The organism is Scandinavium lactucae (assembly GCF_033843265.1).
GTDB lineage: Bacteria > Pseudomonadota > Gammaproteobacteria > Enterobacterales > Enterobacteriaceae > Scandinavium > Scandinavium lactucae.
On sequence record NZ_JAWXRD010000002.1, the window covers coordinates 134,021 to 154,131 of the forward strand.

A 20,111-nucleotide genomic window follows, 5' to 3' on the forward strand; every position below is an offset into this window, starting at 1 on the left:
CTTTTCCTTTTCTTTACGCCGCTTTAAAAAAAGCGCCCCGGCGACGATAATAACCCCTTTACGGCTTTCTGGACCTGACATGAGCGATTCGCCCCTTCCCGCCGCGACACCACAACGGCGGATGAAACTGAGTACCCTTGTCACCCTGATGGTGTGCTGTGTGATGGGCGCGGTACTGATCCTGGCCTACGCGCTGTGGCTCGGGCAAATCAGCAACGTCACTCGCAACGGCGTGAAGGACACGGCGCTGGCGGTGGCGCGTACCCTCGCCGATTCCCCGGAGGTCAAGCGTGGCCTGAGCCAGTCGCCGCAGGACAACATCATCGCGCCGCTGGCCAACCGCGTGGCAGAACGCAACCACCTGCTGTTTGCGGTAGTGACCAACATGCAAGGCATCCGCTATTCACACCCGGACCCGGCCATCATCGGCCAGACCTTTATCGGGGACGATATTCATCCGGCGTTAACCGGGAAAGAGAACGTCTCGATCAACCACGGGGTGCTCGCCCAGGCGCTGCGTGTGTTTACCCCGGTGTATGACGATAACCATCGGCAAATTGGGGTGGTGGCGGTCGGTATTTCGCTGAGCAAGGTCGATGAGCAGGTCAGACGCAGCCACTGGGGCGTGCTGTGGAGCGTGCTCTTCAGCATTATCGTCGGCAGCGCGGGCATTTACTGCCTGGTACGGGTGCTCAAGCGCGTGCTACTGGGTCTTGAGCCGTGGGAAATCACCAACCTGTATCAGCAGCGTCAGGCAATGTTGCAGTCGCTGAAGGAGGGGGTGATGGCGGTCGATGCCCTGGGCCGGGTGACGGTCGTCAACCATGCGGCGCGTAAAATGCTGCTGTCGGGCGAGTCAGGCCACGCCCCGCTGCTGGAGAATCTGCGCGAGGTATTGGCCAGCGGTCAACCGCTGCAGGACCGGGCGCTGGGCTGCAACGGGCGGCTGTTGCTCAGCAATACCGTGCCGATCCGCAGTCAGGGCCGGGTGACCGGGGCGATTAGCACCTTCCGCGATAAAACCGAAGTCAGCCAGCTGATGCAGCGCCTTGACGGGATGGTGAACTACGTCGATGCCCTGCGCACCACCTCGCATGAGTTTATGAACAAGCTGCACGTGATCCTCGGCCTGCTGAGCATGAAAAGTTACGATAAGCTTGAAGAGTATGTCCTGCACACCGCGCATACCTACCAAATGGATATCGGGGCCATTCAGCATCGGGTTAAATCGCCGGTGGTGGCCGGGTTCCTGCTCGGCAAAATCAATCGCGCCAAAGAGCGGGGTTTTAGCCTGACGCTGGCGGACGAGAGCCTGGTGCCGGATAACCCGAATGAAAAACAGGTCACGGTGCTGGTCACGGTGCTCGGCAACCTGATAGAAAACGCGCTTGATGCAATGCAAAGTCAGTCGGAAGGGGAAATCAGTCTGTTGTTGCATTACCAGAGTGGGTGGCTCACCTGCGAAGTCAGCGATGATGGGGCGGGCATTCCCGAGGCCAATTTAGAGGCCATTTTCGCCAAAGGCTTTTCCACCAAAGGGGAAAACCGCGGCGTCGGCTTGTTCCTCGCCAGCCAACAGCTGGATGAACTCGGCGGCTCGATTACGGTAGAATCCGAGCCCGGCGTGTTTACCCAATTTTTTGTCAGTCTCCCGTGGGACAGTGAAAGGAAGAGTGCGTGATAAATGTATTAATTGTTGATGATGACGCGATGGTGACCGAGCTGAACCGGATGTATGTCGCCCGGGTGCCCGGATTTCAGTGCTGCGGGACCGCGTCCACGCTGGCGCAGGCCACAGCGCTTCTCAACGACACGTCGCTGGAGATCGATCTGGTGCTGCTGGACGTTTACATGCAGCAGGATAACGGTCTCGATTTGCTGCCGGTGATCCGCGCATCTGGCCGGGCTATCGACGTTATCATGATTTCTTCCGCGGCCGATGCGGCGACCATTCAGACCTCGATTCACTACGGAGTGGTCGATTATCTGATCAAACCTTTCCAGTTCCCGCGCTTTGAAGAAGCGCTCAACGCCTGGCGGGAGAAGAAAAACCTGATGGGCAACCATGCCTGGTATGAGCAGGCCGACGTAGACCGGCTGCTGCACGGCGGCACGCCAGAGGTGGCTGATAGCAAAAAGCTGCCGAAAGGCTTAACCCCACAGACCCTGCGCACCATTTGTCAGTGGATTGATGCCCATCCGGGCAGCGAGTTTTCGACCGATGAACTGGCGAATGCAGTGGCTATATCTCGGGTCTCATGTCGTAAATATCTGATTTGGCTGGCGCAGATGAATATCCTGTTCACCAGCATTCACTACGGGGCCACTGGCCGACCGGTGTATCGCTATCGTCTCATCGCCGAGCAGTACGGCTTACTCAAGCAGTACAGTCAATAAGCCGATAGCTGTCGTCGAGTAGCGTAAAGCGGAACTGGCGCTGGGAAGAGAGGATCACTTCCTGCGCCTTAGTGACAAAAATCGCCTCGATGTCGGCCCGGCCTTTCAGCATCTGACAGCCCTTCTCCACCCCCGCGCCGAACAAGAGCGTGGTCCAGATATCGCCGTCGAGCGAATCGGTGGAGATAATGGTCACGCTGTCGAGTTCGTTATCCAGCGGATAACCGGTGTGCGGGTCAATAATATGGTGGTAGCGCCGCCCGTTCTGTTCAAAGTACCGCTCATAGGTGCCAGAGGTGACTACCGATTTGTGCGCCACCTGCATCGCCCCGACCAGCGCATCCGCTTCAGCGAACGGTTTTTTCAGGCCGATACTCCAGCGCCCCTGCGGCGTGCCGAGGGTCTGCACGTTGCCGCCGAGATTAATCAGCCCGTCGGTCACCCCTTCTTTCAGCAATACATCCCGCACCCGGTCAGCGATATAACCTTTGGCAATCGCGCCTAAATCAATCTCCATCCCTTTGCGGGTCAGAAATACGCTCAGGTTGTCGTCGTCGAGGATCACGTCCTGCGCCTGGGTGATATTGAGCAGCGCCTGGATGTCATCGGCGGGCGGGACGCTGTCGCCTTTAAAGCCGATGCGCCAACGTTTGACCAGCGGGCCGATGGCGAGATTAAAGGCGCTGTTGGGCAAAACGCTCGCCGCTTTTGCGCACTGGATCAGCTGATACACCGGACGGCTCACCGTGACCGGATGCAGCCCGGCGGCATGGTTGATGTCCATTACCTGCGACTGCGCCCGGTTGACGGTCAGCAGGTCTTCATACTGTTTGATCAGGCTAAAAACACGGGAAGCGAGCGGTGGGTTGTGAGAGAAGAGTTTGAGCAGAATGGGCGAACCCATCAGGACCGCAGAATAGCTGTAAACCGAGCCGTCAGTTGGCATGGCGTTTATACCCTCACCCTGGCCCTCTCCCCAAAAGGGAGAGGGCATTTATGTATGTTTACCCCCGGGCCCGAACCGCAGCCTGATGGCCCGCCAGTGTACCGAAGATAATAATATCCGCGACCGCGTTACCGCCGATACGGTTGCCGCCGTGGATACCGCCGACCACTTCACCTGCCGCGTACGCCCCCGGAATTACCGCGTGTTCGGCGTTGAGCACTTCGGTCTGAGTATTCACGGTCACGCCACCCATGGTGTGATGTACGCCCGGCGCGATACGGATAGCATGGAACGGGCCTTCGTTAATCGGCGCACGCAGCGCGGTGGTGCGACCGAAATCGTCGTCGTGCTGTTTTTCTACAAAGCCATTGTAGCGTTCCAGGGTGGCGAGGAAAGCGTGTTCATCCATACCCAATGCGGCGGCCAGTTCGCGCGGTGAGCTGGCGCTGGTCACCAGACCTTTGGCGATGTACTCATCGGCGGCTTTGTTCTTCGCTCGCACGTGCTCATCGAACACGATGTACGCGAAGTGTTCCGGCAGCGCGATGATGGCGGCAGAGACTTTATCGCGGGTCGACATTTCATTATAGAAACGGCTGCCCTGCTGATTGACCAGAATCGCCCCGCCGCCACGAATGGATTCAGAAATCAGGTACGAGGTGTTCTGTTCGACGGTCGGGTGAATTTGAATTTCCCCCATGTCGACGGTGCCTGCACCGATGCGTTCCAGCAGCGCGATCCCGCCCCCGGTCGCACCTTTGTGGTTGGTGGTCACGAAGCCTTCGAGGTCAGGACGGTATTTCACCACCATCGCGCTGTTGGCGCTGAAGCCCCCGGTGGCAACCACCACGCTTTTCGCCTGCACGGTGAGGGTTTCGTTTTCGTCATTCAGCAGACGCACGCCGTTCACTTCCCCGTCATTGAACAGGATCTCCTCCACGGAGGTGTCGAGCATCACGTCGATACCGCGTTTGGTCACGTTCCGCACCAGGCCGCTGATCAGATACCCGCCAACCGCCGATCCGTCACGTGGGCGGTGAGTACGGTCAATGCTCATCCCCCCGGTCGTGGTGATGTCATTCAGCATAATGCCACGACGCGCCAGCCATTCGATGGCTTCCGGGGCGTTTTCCACGAAGCGACGCAGCAGTTCCGGGTTGTTTTTATTGCCGCCGCCTTTCAGGGTTTCGGCATAGAACAGCTCTTTGCTGTCGTGAATACCTTTCACGCGCTGGAACCGGGTTTCAGCGGCGTTCATCCCCGCCGAGGCTTTAATGGTGTTCCCGCCGATGGTCGGCATTTTTTCGACGATCAGCACGCTGGCCCCTTCATCGTGCGCCTGAATCGCCGCCGCCAGACCGGCCCCGCCGCTACCGACCACCACTACGTCGTAGTTTTTCGCCGCCTGGGTATCCCCCCCCTCTTCCGCCACGCGGGCTTTGGTGGATTTCACCATCGCTTTTGATACCGCTTTTTTCACCGCTTCGCTCTGACTGGTTGCGCCGGAGATGGCGTCCACGTGCGGGGTGTTGGCATCCAGAATACGGGTTTTAATCTCTTCAAAGCTGGTGACGAATTCCACCTGCTGCGGGCCGGAGACCAGTTCGATGTCAGCGATCCTGTCGCTTTCGAGACTAACGTTGATAACCAGTTCGTGGGTATCATCCTGCACGTTTTCCACAAACACGCCCGGCTTGAATTTAGCATCGCCCATGCTCATATCGCGGATCATCGCTTCAACCAGCGAGAAGCGCCACAGGGGTTCAGGAATGTTCAGCGCTTCACGCTGGGTGCTGTCGATAAACAGTTCCAGGTTTTCACCGCGTGCGATGCGGTTGGTCCAGTCCGGATAAGCAATCGTCGCGCGCCCCACGGCAATCAGGTCGTAGCCGTGGTCCAGCCCTTCCTCGGCATCCGCTGCGTTTACCACGCCACCCACGCCCATCACCGGCACCTGGGCCAGCGTGTCAGAGCGCATCGCGCAGTATTTTTCGATAAGCGGGGTGGGGTCCTGAGTATCAACAATGGACGAACGCAGACTCGCACCGAGGGAGAAGTGCAGGTAATCCACGCCGCGCGCCGCCAGTTTCTCCAGCAGGTACAGGGTGTCGTCGAAGCGAATGCCCGGGACTTCCATCTCTTCCGGCGAGAAACGGTAGCCAATGATGAACGCATCGTCGGCATACTGACGGGCCATTTTATGGGTGATATCCAGCACCGCCAGCGGGAATTTAGCGCGGTTATCACGGCTGCCGCCCCATTCGTCGGTACGCTGGTTTGAGTTCGGGGAGTAGAACTGCTGAATAAGATAGGTGTTGGCCCCGTGGATTTCCACGCCGTCAAATCCGGCCTGAATGGCGCGACGTACGCCTTCACCGAATTTCACTACCATCCCCGCCACTTCTTCGGTGGTCAGCGCCACCGGGGTGGCCGCACCTTCACGCGGAGCCGCCACGGCACTTGGGCCGACCGGCGTACGCCCGCCAATCAGTTTCGGATCGACCATACGGCCGCCGTGATAGATTTGCAGGATAGCTTTTGAACCTTCGGCTTTAATGGCGGCGGCGATTTTGGCCAGACCGGCAATTTTCTCGTCGCTGTCGATCCCAATAGCGCCCGGGAAGGCGAGGCCGAGATCGTCGACGAAGCAGCACTCAACGATGATGGTGCCAATGCTGCCCGCGCGAACCCGATAATACTCCACCAGCTCGTTGGTGACGCTGCCGTCGAAATACCCGGTGCAGGTGGTCATCGGTGCCATTAACAAACGGTTTTTTAGTTCGGTCCCGTTAGGGAGTGTGAAGGGGCTTAAAATACGTTCATTACTGGTCATAATGGAACTCCAGATTTTAAAATTGAAATTTAAGAATTCGGTGACGGGCCTTTATCGGTTTTATTTAGTGGTCCGAGCTCATGCTACTAATATAGCGCTTTCTTTAGTTTCTAAAGCTATTACGTTAGTTAAAAAACTATTTAATACCCGCTATAACAGCACTACCACCACGGTATTATCATTTTAAAATATAACATTTACATCACATTCAATATTGATAACAACAAGGCTACTTTTGTTAACAGCGAAACCGCATACCGAAAACCAACGCACCCATTACAAAACAACAAGATAAATGAAATTAGCACATACAACACGCACTTCAACCTCTTTTGTTTTTAACATCTTCTGGAATTTATAGAAAATAACCACATGCCACAATAGGGTTATTCGACAATGAAAAAAAAGGACTGCTTATTTCGTTTTTTTGATCTCGATCAATTGTAATCGGCAATGAACGCGCAATATATAAATAAGCCCGATTATTAATTTAACGCCTGTTTTATGGCGTTGAATCACTATATAAAAACGACGTAAGCACGGTCATTAATAATTAAAGTAAGTTTCGTAACTAAATAAACCAAGCCGTTACTTAGGTCGTCCACCGTATTTTTAACTACTTGTCGAGTCTCACTATGAAAGAGAATACAGTCACCCCACCGGCCACCAGTCCGGGTAAAGCAAAAGCCGGGAAATCCAACCGCCTGCTGATGATGGCGTTGCCTGTCATTGTCGCGGTTCTGCTGCTTTTCGTGCCGGTGCCGGACGGCCTGCCGCCCTATGCCTGGCACTACTTCGCTATCTTTGTCGGCGTGATTGTCGGCCTGATTTTTGAACCGCTGCCGGGTGCCGTGATCGGCTTAACCGGGGTGGTGGTGATCGCCCTGTGCAGCCAGTGGCTGCTGTTCAGCCCAGAGCAGATGCTGGAGCCGAAATTCAAGCTGGCCACCGCATCCTTTAAATGGGCAGTCAGCGGTTTCGGCAACTCTACCGTGTGGCTGATTTTCGGTGCCTTCATGTTTGCCGCAGGCTATGACAAAACGCAGTTCGGTCGTCGTCTGGCGCTGATCCTGGTGAAATACCTTGGTCGTCGCAGCCTGACGCTGGGCTATGCCATTACCTTCGCCGATCTGCTGCTGGCCCCGTTCACCCCGTCGAACACCGCGCGCAGCGGGGGCACCATCTATCCGATTATCGCTAATCTACCGCCGTTGTACGGTTCTAAACCAAACGACCCGAGCGCCCGTAAAATCGGTTCCTACCTGATGTGGGTGGCGATCACCGCCGCCTGTATCACCAGCTCGATGTTCCTGTCAGCGCTGGCACCGAACCTGCTGGCCCTGGCGCTGGTAAAAAGCATCGTTGGCCTGAACATCTCCTGGGGTATGTGGTTCCTCGCCTTCCTGCCGCTGGGTGTGATTTTGATTCTGGTCATGCCGCTGCTGGCTTACTGGTTCTACCCGCCAGAAGTGAAAGTGAACAACGAAGTGCCGCTGTGGGCTGCACGTGAGCTGGAAAAACTGGGCAAACTGTCGCGCAATGAAATCCTGCTGCTGGTGTTCGTATGCTGTGCGCTGATGATGTGGATCTTCGCCGCCGACTGGATTGAACCGGCGATGGCCGCCCTGCTGGTTATCGTGCTGATGCTGTGGACCGGGGTACTGAACTGGAACGACATCACCAATAATAAAGCCGCGTGGAATACCTTTGTCTGGTTCGCCACCCTGGTGGCGCTGGCCGATGGTCTCTCCTCTACCGGGTTCATCACCTGGCTGGGTAAAGAAGGCGGCGCGCTGATGGGCGGTATCTCGCCGGGCACCGCAACTATCGTGCTGCTGCTGGCGTTCTACCTGCTGCACTACTTATTTGCCAGCACCACCGCGCACACCACCGCGCTGCTGCCCGCGATGCTGACCATCGCCTCCACCATTCCGGGCATGAATATGGAAGTGTTCTGTCTGCTGATGGTGACCTCGCTGGGCGTGATGGGGATTATCACCCCGTACGGCACCGGCCCAAGCCCGATTTACTACGGCAGCGGCTACCTGCCAACCAAAGACTACTGGCGTCTCGGTACTATCTTTGGGGCGATCTTCCTCGCCGCGCTGCTGCTGATTGGCTATCCGTGGATGTCGATGATGTTCTAATCCTTAACCGTCGGGGGAGACTCCGGCGGTTTTTAAATTTCTGGAGTTGAGTATGTCGAATAAACCCTTTGTTTATCAGAATCCCTTCCCGCTGGCGAAAGACGACACCGAATACTATCTGCTGAGCCGCGAGCATGTTTCCGTGGCTGAGTTTGACGGCCAGCCGATGCTGAAAGTCGAACCAGAAGCCCTGACCCTGCTGGCCCAGCAGGCGTTCCACGATGCGTCCTTCATGCTGCGTGTTTCCCACCAGCAGCAGGTCGGCGCGATCCTCACCGACCCGGACGCCAGCGATAACGATAAATACGTGGCCCTGCAATTCCTGCGTAACTCAGAAATCGCTGCCAAAGGCGTGCTGCCGACCTGTCAGGACACCGGCACAGCAATCATCATGGGTAAAAAAGGTCAGAACGTGTGGACCGGTGGCGGCGATGAAGCCGCCCTGGCGCGCGGGGTGTACAACACCTACACCGAAGATAACCTGCGCTATTCGCAGAACGCGCCGCTGGACATGTATAAAGAAGTGAACACCGGCACCAACCTGCCCGCGCAGATTGACCTCTACAGCGTGGACGGCGACGAATACAAATTCCTGTGCATGGCGAAAGGCGGCGGCTCCGCCAACAAGACCTATCTGTATCAGGAAACCAAAGCGCTGATTACCCCGGCGAAGCTGAAAAACTGGCTGGTTGAGAAGATGCGTACCCTCGGGACCGCCGCCTGCCCGCCGTACCATATCGCGTTTGTGATTGGCGGCACCTCGGCAGAAGCGACGCTGAAAACCGTGAAACTGGCCTCCACCCGCTATTACGACGGTCTGCCAACCGAAGGTAACGAGCACGGTCAGGCATTCCGCGATGTGCAGCTGGAACAGGAACTGATGCAGGAGGCACAGAACCTCGGCCTCGGCGCGCAGTTCGGCGGCAAATACTTCGCCCACGATATCCGCGTTATCCGTCTGCCGCGCCACGGCGCGTCCTGCCCGATCGGCATGGGCGTGTCTTGCTCGGCGGACCGTAACATCAAAGCCAAGATCAACCGCGACGGGATCTGGATTGAGAAACTGGAAGCCAATCCGGGCCAGTACATTCCTGAAGAATTGCGCCAACAGGGTGAAGGCGATGTGGTAAGCATCAACCTGAATCAGCCAATGAGTGAGATCCGCGCCCAGCTGGCCGCACATCCTGTCTCGACCCGTCTGTCGCTGAACGGCACCATCATCGTGGCGCGTGACATGGCGCATGCCAAGCTGAAAGAGCTGCTGGATAACGGCGAGGAGCTGCCGCAGTACGTGAAAGATCATCCGATCTACTACGCAGGCCCGGCGAAAACCCCAGAAGGTTACGCATCCGGCTCGCTCGGCCCAACCACCGCGGGTCGCATGGATTCCTATGTGGATTTATTGCAGGCACACGGGGCGAGCATGGTGATGTTGGCGAAAGGCAACCGCAGCCAGCAGGTGACCGACGCGTGCCATAAACACGGTGGCTTCTACCTCGGCAGCATCGGAGGCCCGGCGGCGGTACTGGCCCAGCAGAGCATTAAGAGCCTCGAATGCGTGGCGTATCCGGAACTGGGTATGGAAGCCATCTGGAAAATCGAAGTCGAAAACTTCCCGGCGTTTATCCTGGTGGATGACAAAGGCAATGATTTCTTCCAGCAGATCCAAAATAAGCAGTGTTCAGGCTGTAAACTGAAATAATCTCCCTCCGGCCAGCCTCGCGCTGGCCGTTTTATCTCGATTATCCCCAACCCCTCATTATTTATGTTTGCGTGCGCAAAACATCCTGTGCAAGAAAATAAATTTGTTAGGTAAAGTGCAAACAGGTAAGCATTTATTTTTACATCGATCGTAAGTTTGCAAAAGGTGCGGTCTAACTATACTAAATGGGACTTTATCAACAGGAGTTCCTCATGTTTAATCATGTCCCATTCAAGCGGACAATGCTTGCAAGTATGTTGACGCTGGCCTCTGGTGCCGTCACATCCGCTTATGCAGCGCCTGCCACCGCCTCTCCAAAACAAGACTCCGACAAACCGAACATCGTTGTCATATTTGGTGACGATATTGGTTACTGGAACCTGAGTACCTACAACCAGGGTACGATGGGTTATGACACCCCTAACATCGACAGTATTGCTGCTCAGGGTGCCAAATTTACCTCTTACTACGCGGAACAAAGCTCCACCGCGGGTCGTTCTGCCTTCATCACCGGCCAGATGCCGTTCCGTACCGGGATGAGTAAAGTCGGTATGCCGGGTGCGCCACAGGGTCTGCAAAAAGAAGATCCGACCATCGCCAACATTCTCAAACAGCTCGGTTATGCCACCGGCCAGTTCGGTAAAAACCACCTTGGTGACCGCGATGAATTCCTGCCAACCGCTCACGGTTTCGATGAGTTCCTCGGCAACCTGTATCACCTGAATGCCGAAGAAGAGCCAGAGAACCCGGACTATCCGAAAGACCCGGCCTTCCGTAAAGAATTCGGCCCGCGCGGCGTGATTAAAAGCAGCGCTGACGGCAAAATAGAAGATACCGGACCTCTGACCGTAAAACGTATGGGCACCGTTGACGAAGAAACACTCGCGGCGAACAACGACTTTATGGAACGTCAGGTGAAGGCCAACAAGCCGTTCTTCACCTGGTTCAACACCACCCGTATGCACAATAAAACCCACCTGAAAGACGCCAGCATTGGTAAAACAGGCCTGGGTACGTATGCCGACGGCATGGTTGAACACGATAAGATGATCGGTGAAGTGCTGCAGAAAATTAAAGATCTGGGCATTGAAGATAACACCATTGTTATCTACACCACCGATAACGGTCCGATGACCGCGACCTGGCCGGATGCGGGTGAAACCCCGTTCCGTGGTGAGAAAAACACCGGCTGGGAAGGCGGTTTCCGCGTTCCGGCGATGATCAAATGGCCAGGCCACATCAAGCCAGGCACCATCGTAAAAGACATGTTTGCAAGCTATGACTGGTTCCCAACGCTGGTCGCGGCAGCCGGCGATCCGAACATCAAAGATCAGCTGCTGAAGGGTTACAAAACCCCGTCCATCACCTACAAAGTGCATCTGGATGGTTACAACCAGCTCGACTTCCTACAGGGTAAAGGCGAAGACCAGCGTAAAGAGTTCTTCTACTGGAGTGATGACGGTGACCTGCTGGCCATGCGTTACGGTCGCTGGAAAGCACACTTTATGATTCAGGAACATCAGGGCCTGGATCTGTGGAAATATCCATTCACCAAACTGCGTGTGCCATTGATTTTCGATCTGGAAATCGATCCACTGGAAAAAGGCGATCAGGGTATGGGTTACAACACCTGGTTCTACGATCGTCTGTTCTTACTGGGTGGCGCGCAGAAATATGCAGGCGAAATGCTGCAATCCTTTAAAGAGTTCCCGCCACGTCAGAAACCTGGCTCGTTCACTATTTCTGATGCATCCGCGATGATTCAACAAGGTTCAGGCATTAAAAACTAAGTTGCCTCATGAAGTCATGTGAGACTTCACTTTCAGAGCGGGTTGTATTGGCAATCCGCTCTGCATTTTGAAATTCGCTCTTTGTGCGCTTTGTCAGTCAGTTACCTTAGGGGTTTGCTATGAAGTACAGCACCACACTACCCGTTAAAGCGTTACCGTCCGCGGAAAAATATGACGGCAAAGGCCCAGAATACAAACGCCGCTTCCACGTGATGGCCAAGCCGTCCGGTTCCACCTGTAACCTCGATTGCACCTACTGTTTCTACCTGTCTAAAGAACAATTACTCCATCAGGACAGACACACCGGGATGAGCGACGAGGTGCTGGAAAACTTCATTCGTCAGTACATTGACGGACAGGATGGCGACCAGGTGGTCTTCTCCTGGCAGGGCGGCGAACCGACCCTGATGGGGCTCGAATTTTTCGAAAAAGTGGTTAAGTTTCAGAAGCAGTACCAGAAGCCCGGCCAAAAAGTTGAAAACGATTTGCAGACCAATGGCGTGCTGCTCAACGACAAATGGGCCGCGTTCCTCAAAGAACATAAATTTCTGGTGGGGATCTCCATTGATGGCCCACGAGAATTGCATGACCGCTACCGCGTCACCCGCAGCGGCAAGCCAACCTTCGATAAAGTGATGGAAGGCGTCGACGCGCTGAAGCGCCACGGCGTCCCGTTCAATGCGCTGGTGACCGTCAACCGCACTAACGCCCGCTTCCCACTCGAAGTCTATCGCTTTATGACCCGTGAACTGGGGGCCACCTACGTGCAGTTCAACCCGTGTGTTGAACCGGTGGATTTCAAAAGCACCGCCCCGCAGTTCTGGCAGGACGACAGTATTCCGATTACCGGCAGCCGCCGCGCGCATCCGGGCGATCTCGACTCCATCGTTACCGACTGGTCGGTTGATCCGGACGATTGGGGAACATTCCTGATTGCGGTATTTGAGGAGTGGGCCAATAACGATTTGGGCCGCGTGCAGGTGAACCTGTTTGAAACCGCCGTCGCCCAGACCATGGGGATGCCCGCGCAGATTTGTACCGCCTCCGAGTTCTGCGGCAAAGGGCTGGCTATCGAGAAAAATGGCGACATCTTCTCGTGCGACCACTACGTCTACCCGGAATACCAGATTGGCAATATCGAGCATAACAAGCTGGCGCACCTGGCGTTCTCTGAGCGTCAGCAAGCCTTCGGGATGGGTAAAAAAGATACCCTGCCGAAATACTGTAAAGCGTGTCCGTACCTCAAGCTGTGCTGGGGCGAATGCCCGAAAAATCGCCTTGTGCGTACTCCCGACGGCGAACTGGGGCTGAACTACCTGTGTCCGGGGATCAAAGCCTTCTTCAACTATGCCGAGCCCATTCTGGTAGGGATTGCCACACTGCTGAAACGCGATTTTGCAGGAGTTAAAAAATGAATAGCGCAGAGAAACTGCTTCAGCTTGAACAACGGATGAACAGCCAGGTACTGGGCCAGGAAGAGCTGGTCAGAATGCTGATTATCGCCCTGCTGTGTGACGGACACGTGCTGCTGGAAGGCTTGCCGGGCCTGGCGAAAACCCGAGCGGTGCGCGAACTGGCGGAGCACATCGAAGGCGAATTCCGCCGCATTCAGTTCACTCCCGATTTGCTGCCCTCCGACATCACCGGCAGCGAAATTTATCAGCAGAACGCCACCCGCGAAGAGGACCAGTTCCGCTTCCGTCCGGGGCCGGTGTTCGGCAATGTGATTCTGGCCGATGAAATCAACCGTGCCTCCGCCCGCGTCCAGTCGGCGCTGCTCGAAGCGATGGAAGAACGTCACGTTACCGTGGCCGGGAAAACCTGGCCCCTGCCAGGCGTCTTTATGGTGCTCGCCACCCAGAACCCGGTCGATCAGGAAGGCACCTGGCCGTTGCCGGAAGCCCAGCTTGACCGCTTCCTGATGAAAGTGCTGGTGGACTATCCGTCGAAAGAGAACGAGCAAAAAGTCATGCAGCTGGTGCGGGCTGAGCAGCAGGCCAAATATCAGGCGCTGGCGAACGGCGAAAGTGGGCAGCACGACAATCCGCAGTCAGAAGCGACCTTAACCCTTTCCCAGCAGGAGATTGCCGCCAGCTGGCAGGCGATTTCTGCGGTGTACGTGGCCCCGGCGATTGAGGAATATATCGTCAATCTGATCAACGCCACCCGTCACCCACAGAGCGTGAGCGACACGCTGGCGAGCTATATTCACATCGGCGTCAGCCCGCGTGGCACCCTGGCTCTTGAGCGTTGCGCCAAGGCGCAGGCCTGGCTCGAAGGCCGTGATGCGGTACTGCCGGAAGACGTGCGCCGCATTGCCCCGGCGGTGATTCGCCATCGTCTGATGCTCAGTTACCAGGCCAATGCCGATAACCGTACCGCCGATGACGTGGTGAACATGCTGCTCGACGCTGTGGTGGCGTGATGGACAGCCGCCTCAGCGTTGACCGGGAGACATTGCTCGCATTGGTCAACGATGCCCGGCTGATTGCCAACCCGCCGGGGCAAATTCCCCCGGGCGCGCTGGCCGGGGAACGCACCTCGAAGCAGCAGGGACGCGGGTTGAATTTCGATAGCCTGCGCCGCTATCAGCCTGGCGATGATGTGCGCCTGATTGACTGGCAGGCCACCGCCCGACTGCGCCAGCCGTGGATCCGCCTGTATAACGAAGAGCGCGAACGCCCGGTATTTTTGCTGGTCGATCAGCGCCTCGACATGTATTTCGCCACCCAGGGGCAAACCAAATCGGTGGCGGCGGCCAAAACTGCCGCATTGCTGGCATGGCGAAGCTGGCACGATGGTGACCGGGTCGGCAGCCTGGTGTTTAACGACAGCGAGATGACGCTGCAAAAATGCCGCCCGCCGCGCACCACGCTTAACACCATCCTCGACACCCTGTTGCACTACAACCAGCAATTGCCGGAACAGTATCCGCAGGAGCCTGCGTCCAGCATCACGCTGGCAGATGCACTTCAGCGCGCCAGCGGTGCCATCCCTAATGGCGCATGGGTCGCGGTGCTGAGCGACTTCCACGATATCGATGCCAACTGTGATGCCCTGCTCGCCGGGCTGCGCCGTCGCTGTGAAGTCAGCGCCTTTGTGGTGCTGGATGATTTGCATTTGCGGCTTCCTTCATCGGGCGTGCTGGCTGCAACCTACCAGGGTCATGAGGCGGCCTTCGCACTCTCGTCCGGCCTGAAAGCGGAGACTGAGCAAAGCATTACCGCCCGCCTGGCCCGCCAGCAAAGCCGCCTGACGCGGCTTGGCATTCGCGTGAATCATCTGGTGGTCAGCCAGGATTTGATCAAGCAGTTACAAAAAGGTCTCTGAATGCTCGAGAAAGGATTTACCGTGCCCGCGCTATCACAGCCGGCGCTGCCTGCCTCTCCCTCCTGGTTCCCACTGCCGCCGGGCTGGCTGGTTCTGGGTGCCCTGCTGCTGGCGACGGTAGCCGTGATCCTGTTTTTCCGCTACGCCCGCTGGCGTCGTAACCGCTGGCGGCGTGAGGCGCTGGCGTTGCTACCCGCCTCGCACAGCGTTGATGACTGGCTGAATCTGATTAAGCAGGTGCTGCTGGTCCACCAGCCACGGGCCACCGTCAGCCAAAGCCTGACGGCGCAATCGCTGTTGCAGCCTATCCCGCTGGACAACGATCTGCATCAACAGATGTGCGCCAAATATTGCCAGCGAGATAACCAACTGGCGGAAGCGGACGAGTCGCGTTTACGCCGTCAGTTGGCGACATGGTTAAAGGAGCTGCCCGATGTCTGAGCTTTTCTCAAGGATGGATTTTGCCTGGCCCTGGGCCTGGCTTTTGCTGCTGTTGCCGCTGCTGGGGCGCTATTTATTGCCTCAGGATAAACAGCTGAAAGAACACGTGCGGGTGCCGTTTTTACCGAACCTTATCAATGAACTGAAGCTCGACAGCCAGCCGGTGCGCGAAGGCTGGCTGCGCGGGGTGCTGTTCTGGCTGGTGTGGAGCTTACTGGTCTGCGCCCTGACCCGCCCGGAATACCTCACCCCGCCGCAGCACATACAAAAACCGATGCGCGATATGGTGCTGATCCTTGATGTGTCCGGCTCGATGCAGAAAAACGATGTTGAAGGCGGGATAACCCGTTTGCAGGCGGTACAGGCGTCGGTGCGCAAATTCGTCGCGGCGCGTCATTCTGACCGTATCGGGATGGTGATTTTTGCCAGCAGTGCCTGGCCTTTCGCCCCGGTGAGCGAAGACAAACAGGCGTTGAACATGCGCATCAATCAGCTTGCGCCGGGGATGATTGGTCAACAAACCGCCATTGGTGATGCGCTCGGCGTGGCGGTCAAACTGCTTGATTCGGGACCAAATAAAGACGTCAGTAAACTGGCTATCCTGCTGACCGACGGCAACGATACCGCCTCGCAGCTCTCCCCCGATCTCGCTGCCACGCTGGCGGCATCGCATCACGTGCAGGTGCATACCATTGCCTTTGGCGACCTGCACAGTGCAGGCGATGATAAGGTCGACCTGACGCTGCTGCAAAACATCGCCCGCACGACCGGCGGCAAATCCTGGACCGCGGCGAACTCTGGTGCAGCGCTGGACAGCGTATGGCAAGAGATTGACGCCATCACCCCGGTGCAGGTGAAAAGCATCGGTTGGTCGTGGCATTTGCCGCTGTTTGCCTGGCCACTCGGGGCCGCCATGCTGCTGCTGTTAACGTTGGCCCTCGCCAGGCTTATCAGGGAGAAACGCGCATGAGTGATTTCCACTTTATCTATCCCTGGCGGCTGCTGGGCTTGATTATCGCCGCCCTGCTGGCGTTTCTGCCCTACGCGCAGGCCAGCAGCTGGCCGAGAATCATGGACAAACCGTTTGCGAAGGCGCTGATTATCGGGCGCAACAAACGGCTAACCCAGGTGCTGCCTTGGCTGTTTGCTCTCGGCATCATTGCGCTCGCCGGACCGAGCTGGCAGCGGGAGCTGCCCGCCGCCCTGACCCCAGAAAGTAACGTGATGGTGGTGATGCAGCAAGATTTGGCGATGTACGCCCAGGATCTGACGCCGAGCCGCAACGAGAGAATGCAAAGCAAAATCAGTCGATTGATGGAGCAATCCCCCGGCGCACGTTTTGGTCTGGTGGTCTACAGCAATCAGGCGTTCGTCACCACCCCGCTGACGCAGGACCCGCAGTTCTTCTCGCTGTTCCTCCACGCCCAAACGCCGTCGCTGATGCCAGAAGGCACCGGCTCGGGGCTGAAGTCCGCCATCGATTTAGCGATTAAAAATAGCCCGGTCACTCCGCGCAGCCTGATTCTGGTGGCCGATACGCTGACGGATGCTGATGCCGCCTACCTCGAAAAACACGATGTGCCGCTGCAAATCTGGGTGCCCGGCACCGCCGCAGGTGGCACGCTACCAGAACAGTACGCCGGTCGGGGGATTGATACCCGCCTGAACGTTGAGCGTTTCAGGGCGGTGCGCGAGACGGGGATTCCGGTGACGCTGGTCACTGGCGATGGCAGCGATTTGCAGGTGGTCAAAAGCCATATTCAACAGGCCATCAGCCAACAGAACAACGCCCGCAGCGACCTGCACTGGAAAAACAGCGGCTGGCTGCTGGCAATCCCGATGCTGATATTGCTGTTCTTCTGGCGGCGGCAGCTTATCTGTGTCGCCTTCGTGATGCCGCTGATGTTCTGGTCTTCACACAGTGATGCCGCCTGGCTGGACGCGTGGGTCAGCCCGGATATTCAGGGCCAGCGCGCCTTCGATAAAGGACAATTCCAGAAGGCCGCCGAACACTTCCGCGACCCGCTGTGGCAGGGCATTGCCTGGTACAATGCCAGAAACTTCCCGGCGGCGGTGAACGCGTTTCGTCGCGCACCGCAAACTCCGGAAACCCTGCTGTGGACCGGCAACAGTCTCGCCCAGCAAAAGCAGTGGCAGCAGGCGCTCGATACTTATGATCTGGCGTTAAGCCTGCGCCCTGACTGGAAAATGGCGCGAGATAACCGCGAAAAAGTGTCGCACATCGTGATGCAATTGCGGCTTAAGCAGCGCGAGGCTGAGCAGGAGCAAGGCAGCAACCAGGATGATGAAGGGCCAGACAAGGTGCTGAAAGATTTGAAGAAAGGTCAGGGCGTGAAGCAAAAAGACATTGGCGCTATCAAAGGCAGCTCGCCGCAACTCAACCAGTGGTATGAGAATTTGCAGGTATCGCCTTCGGGTTTACTGGAAAGCTTGTATCGAAATGGCGCACAGGAGACGACGCCATGAAACGGTGGTTAGCGCTGTTACTGTTTGTCATGCTCCCGGCTCACGCGACGATGGACATCACCCGCGACATTGTTGCCCCGAAAACGATCGTTCCGGGCCAACCGGTGACCGTCGCAGTCACCTTCTGGACCGACAGCTGGTTTAATCCGCCGCCGGAATGGCCGGAGTTTGCGGTGCAGAATGGGGTGTTGCTCAACACGCCGCTGCCGAACCAACTGCTGACCCGACAACAAAACGGCATTAGCTGGAGTGGCATTCGTCTCGAGCGCCAGCTGATGGCCTGGGATCAAAGCACCCTGCGTCTGCCTGCGGTCGACTTGACGGTCACCTCTTCCGGCCAGCCACCCGCCACAGTGCATTTGGACGCGATCGAACTGCCGGTGAAATGGCCGAAAGGCGTCGAACAGCCAGACCGCTTTTTGCCCGCGCGCGGCCTGACGTTGACCCAGACCATCACCCAGTTTCACGCCGGTAAAGACACAACCCTGCGCGCGGGCGATGCTATCGAACGCGTGGTCACCGTCAAAGCGCGGGATGTGTTACCCGCCCAAATCCCCCAGCTGCTGTATGCCATTCCCGGTAGCGACAGCCAGCGTCTGATCCCGCAAAACAGCTTTATCAAGGGCGGGCGCGGCGACATTGACGGCGCGATGCGCGTCGAGCGCCTGCGCTATATGCCAACCGAGGCGGGAACGGTGACGCTCCCGCCGGTGAAGCTGCGCTGGTGGGATACCGAACATCAGCAATGGCAGCTCGCCGAACTGAAAGGCCAGACGCTGAAAATAGAAAACGCGCGCGCCGCCGGAAAAGAATCTGCCCTGCGCGGCAGCAGCGGTGAAGTCAACGGGTCACTGATTATCGGCCTGTTGGCATTGGCGCTGCTTGCCGTCATCGGCTGGTTTTCCCGCCACTCGCTATTTCAAAGCGCGGCGTGGATCACGCACCGCTGGCAACGCTTCTGGCAGCCGGTCACTTTGCCCGGACTCGCCCCCGTTGAAAGGAAAAAACGATGAAAAAAACGCTACTCGCCTGCACCCTAATGTTGGGATGCACTACCCTCGCCCATGCCGATCCGCTGTCGGCGTGGAATGATACCGCGGCAAAAGCGTCGATTGTCCAGTGGGTGCAGAACTCGACGAAACAGGGCAGCACCACCTTCATACCAAAGGATAAGCGCTATGTGGTGTTCGATAACGACGGCACCCTGTGGCCGGAAGCGCCGCTGACGTTCCAGATCCAGTTCATTTTGGACGAAGTTAAGCGTCAGGCTCCGGACCATCCGGACTGGAAGAAGGATCCGCTGGTTAACGCGGTGTTGAACAACGATCTGAAAACGGTGGTGAAAGCGGGCGACAAGGGGCTGATGAAGCTGCTGGCGATGACCCACAGCGGGATGACCACCGAAGACTTCGAACAACGCGTGGCAAGCTGGCTCGCTAACCACAAAGACGCGCGAACCGACTGTCGCTACGACCAGTTAGGTTATCAGCCAATGCGTCAGCTGCTGGATTACCTGCGGGAAAACGGCTTCAAAACGTGGATTATTTCCGGGGGTGGGATCGACTTCATGCGCGTGATGTCGCAGAAAATGTACGGCATCCCGCCGGAGCAGGTGGTCGGATCGTTTGCACTCGGCGAGTTTTCCCTCACCGACAACGGCACGCAGATCCGCAAAACCATGACCGGGGCGTTTAACGACGATGCCGCCAACAAACCGGTGGCGATCCACCTGTTTATGGGCCATCGCCCGGTCGCCGCCTTTGGTAACAGCGATGGCGATTTGCAGATGCTGCAATACACCGCCGCCAACCCGGATTACAAAACCTTTGGCCTGATCGTGCATCACACCGATGCCACCCGGGAATACGCCTACGACAGCCACCCGCCTGCCAGCGGCAAGCTGGAAGCCGCGTTGCCGGAAGCCAAAGCTAAAGGCTGGACGGTGGTGGATATGAAACAGGATTGGAAAACGGTGTTCGACCCGGCGCAGTGCCCGGTGAAGTGAGCCTGTGAAGCCTGACGCCCTCTCCCGCCGGGA

Annotated in this window: 15 protein-coding genes; 13 read left to right on the forward strand and 2 right to left on the reverse strand. The window is 57.1% G+C overall.

Annotated elements, in window-relative coordinates; all coding sequences use genetic code 11:
• Positions 1-79 precede the first annotated feature (79 nt).
• Positions 80-1,681, forward strand: a complete 1,602-nt coding sequence (locus SIK69_RS02650) for a sensor histidine kinase (protein ID WP_319626857.1) — start codon at positions 80-82, stop codon at positions 1,679-1,681.
• Positions 1,678-2,397: a two-component system response regulator DcuR gene (gene dcuR, locus SIK69_RS02655; protein WP_319626856.1), complete on the forward strand. Its 720-nt coding sequence runs from the start codon at positions 1,678-1,680 to the stop codon at positions 2,395-2,397. The genes SIK69_RS02650 and dcuR overlap by 4 nt, the downstream gene beginning before the upstream one ends.
• Here the strand turns inward: dcuR and SIK69_RS02660 are convergent.
• On the reverse strand, positions 2,378-3,343 hold the full coding sequence (locus SIK69_RS02660) for an FAD:protein FMN transferase (RefSeq protein ID WP_319785333.1): 966 nt from the start codon (positions 3,341-3,343) through the stop codon (positions 2,378-2,380). The two genes, dcuR and SIK69_RS02660, sit on opposite strands and share 20 nt — an antisense overlap.
• A 58-nt stretch (positions 3,344-3,401) precedes the next feature.
• The gene (locus SIK69_RS02665; protein ID WP_319785334.1) at positions 3,402-6,176 is read right to left on the reverse strand and encodes an NADH-dependent fumarate reductase; all 2,775 of its coding nucleotides are present in this window, start codon (positions 6,174-6,176) and stop codon (positions 3,402-3,404) included.
• 635 nt (positions 6,177-6,811) lie between these two features.
• Between SIK69_RS02665 and SIK69_RS02670 the strand changes: the two genes are divergently transcribed.
• From SIK69_RS02670 to SIK69_RS02720, 11 genes are all read left to right on the forward strand, one after another.
• On the forward strand, positions 6,812-8,323 hold the full coding sequence (locus SIK69_RS02670; protein WP_319626853.1) for an anion permease: 1,512 nt from the start codon (positions 6,812-6,814) through the stop codon (positions 8,321-8,323).
• Positions 8,324-8,375: 52 nt separating this feature from the next.
• Positions 8,376-10,025 (forward strand): class I fumarate hydratase FumA, encoded by a 1,650-nt coding sequence (gene fumA, locus SIK69_RS02675; protein WP_319626852.1) that lies wholly within the window; start codon positions 8,376-8,378, stop codon positions 10,023-10,025.
• 212 nt (positions 10,026-10,237) lie between these two features.
• Positions 10,238-11,815 carry an arylsulfatase gene (locus tag SIK69_RS02680; RefSeq protein WP_319785335.1) on the forward strand — a complete coding sequence of 526 codons (1,578 nt, stop codon included), beginning with the start codon at positions 10,238-10,240 and terminating at the stop codon, positions 11,813-11,815.
• A 119-nt stretch (positions 11,816-11,934) separates the two neighbouring features.
• Positions 11,935-13,230 (forward strand): anaerobic sulfatase maturase, encoded by a 1,296-nt coding sequence (locus tag SIK69_RS02685; RefSeq protein WP_319785336.1) that lies wholly within the window; start codon positions 11,935-11,937, stop codon positions 13,228-13,230.
• Positions 13,227-14,240 (forward strand): AAA family ATPase, encoded by a 1,014-nt coding sequence (locus SIK69_RS02690; protein ID WP_319785337.1) that lies wholly within the window; start codon positions 13,227-13,229, stop codon positions 14,238-14,240. Before SIK69_RS02685 ends, SIK69_RS02690 begins: the two co-directional genes overlap by 4 nt.
• Entirely contained in the window at positions 14,240-15,145 is a 906-nt protein-coding gene (locus SIK69_RS02695; RefSeq protein ID WP_319785338.1) for a DUF58 domain-containing protein, read from the forward strand. Before SIK69_RS02690 ends, SIK69_RS02695 begins: the two co-directional genes overlap by 1 nt.
• The gene (locus tag SIK69_RS02700) at positions 15,146-15,586 is read left to right on the forward strand and encodes a DUF4381 family protein (RefSeq protein WP_319626847.1); all 441 of its coding nucleotides are present in this window, start codon (positions 15,146-15,148) and stop codon (positions 15,584-15,586) included. It begins immediately after the preceding gene.
• On the forward strand, positions 15,579-16,556 hold the full coding sequence (locus SIK69_RS02705) for a VWA domain-containing protein (protein WP_319785339.1): 978 nt from the start codon (positions 15,579-15,581) through the stop codon (positions 16,554-16,556). Before SIK69_RS02700 ends, SIK69_RS02705 begins: the two co-directional genes overlap by 8 nt.
• Positions 16,553-18,073, forward strand: a complete 1,521-nt coding sequence (locus SIK69_RS02710) for a vWA domain-containing protein (protein WP_319785340.1) — start codon at positions 16,553-16,555, stop codon at positions 18,071-18,073. The genes SIK69_RS02705 and SIK69_RS02710 overlap by 4 nt, the downstream gene beginning before the upstream one ends.
• Positions 18,070-19,086 carry an oxygen tolerance domain protein gene (locus SIK69_RS02715; protein WP_319785341.1) on the forward strand — a complete coding sequence of 339 codons (1,017 nt, stop codon included), beginning with the start codon at positions 18,070-18,072 and terminating at the stop codon, positions 19,084-19,086. Before SIK69_RS02710 ends, SIK69_RS02715 begins: the two co-directional genes overlap by 4 nt.
• Positions 19,083-20,078 carry an HAD family hydrolase gene (locus SIK69_RS02720; RefSeq protein WP_319785342.1) on the forward strand — a complete coding sequence of 332 codons (996 nt, stop codon included), beginning with the start codon at positions 19,083-19,085 and terminating at the stop codon, positions 20,076-20,078. Before SIK69_RS02715 ends, SIK69_RS02720 begins: the two co-directional genes overlap by 4 nt.
• Positions 20,079-20,111: the final 33 nt, after the last annotated feature.

Excerpts from the sequence above, each read along its gene's own strand:
- SIK69_RS02650 (WP_319626857.1), top strand. The coding sequence starts at position 80 with ATGAGCGATTCGCCCCTTCCCGCCGCGACACCACAACGGCGGATGAAA.
- SIK69_RS02660 (WP_319785333.1), bottom strand. The coding sequence starts at position 3,343 with ATGCCAACTGACGGCTCGGTTTACAGCTATTCTGCGGTCCTGATGGGT.
- SIK69_RS02665 (WP_319785334.1), bottom strand. The coding sequence starts at position 6,176 with ATGACCAGTAATGAACGTATTTTAAGCCCCTTCACACTCCCTAACGGG.
- SIK69_RS02670 (WP_319626853.1), top strand. The coding sequence starts at position 6,812 with ATGAAAGAGAATACAGTCACCCCACCGGCCACCAGTCCGGGTAAAGCA.
- fumA (WP_319626852.1), top strand. The coding sequence starts at position 8,376 with ATGTCGAATAAACCCTTTGTTTATCAGAATCCCTTCCCGCTGGCGAAA.
- SIK69_RS02680 (WP_319785335.1), top strand. The coding sequence starts at position 10,238 with ATGTTTAATCATGTCCCATTCAAGCGGACAATGCTTGCAAGTATGTTG.
- SIK69_RS02685 (WP_319785336.1), top strand. The coding sequence starts at position 11,935 with ATGAAGTACAGCACCACACTACCCGTTAAAGCGTTACCGTCCGCGGAA.
- SIK69_RS02690 (WP_319785337.1), top strand. The coding sequence starts at position 13,227 with ATGAATAGCGCAGAGAAACTGCTTCAGCTTGAACAACGGATGAACAGC.
- SIK69_RS02695 (WP_319785338.1), top strand. The coding sequence starts at position 14,240 with ATGGACAGCCGCCTCAGCGTTGACCGGGAGACATTGCTCGCATTGGTC.
- SIK69_RS02700 (WP_319626847.1), top strand. The coding sequence starts at position 15,146 with ATGCTCGAGAAAGGATTTACCGTGCCCGCGCTATCACAGCCGGCGCTG.
- SIK69_RS02705 (WP_319785339.1), top strand. The coding sequence starts at position 15,579 with ATGTCTGAGCTTTTCTCAAGGATGGATTTTGCCTGGCCCTGGGCCTGG.
- SIK69_RS02710 (WP_319785340.1), top strand. The coding sequence starts at position 16,553 with ATGAGTGATTTCCACTTTATCTATCCCTGGCGGCTGCTGGGCTTGATT.
- SIK69_RS02715 (WP_319785341.1), top strand. The coding sequence starts at position 18,070 with ATGAAACGGTGGTTAGCGCTGTTACTGTTTGTCATGCTCCCGGCTCAC.
- SIK69_RS02720 (WP_319785342.1), top strand. The coding sequence starts at position 19,083 with ATGAAAAAAACGCTACTCGCCTGCACCCTAATGTTGGGATGCACTACC.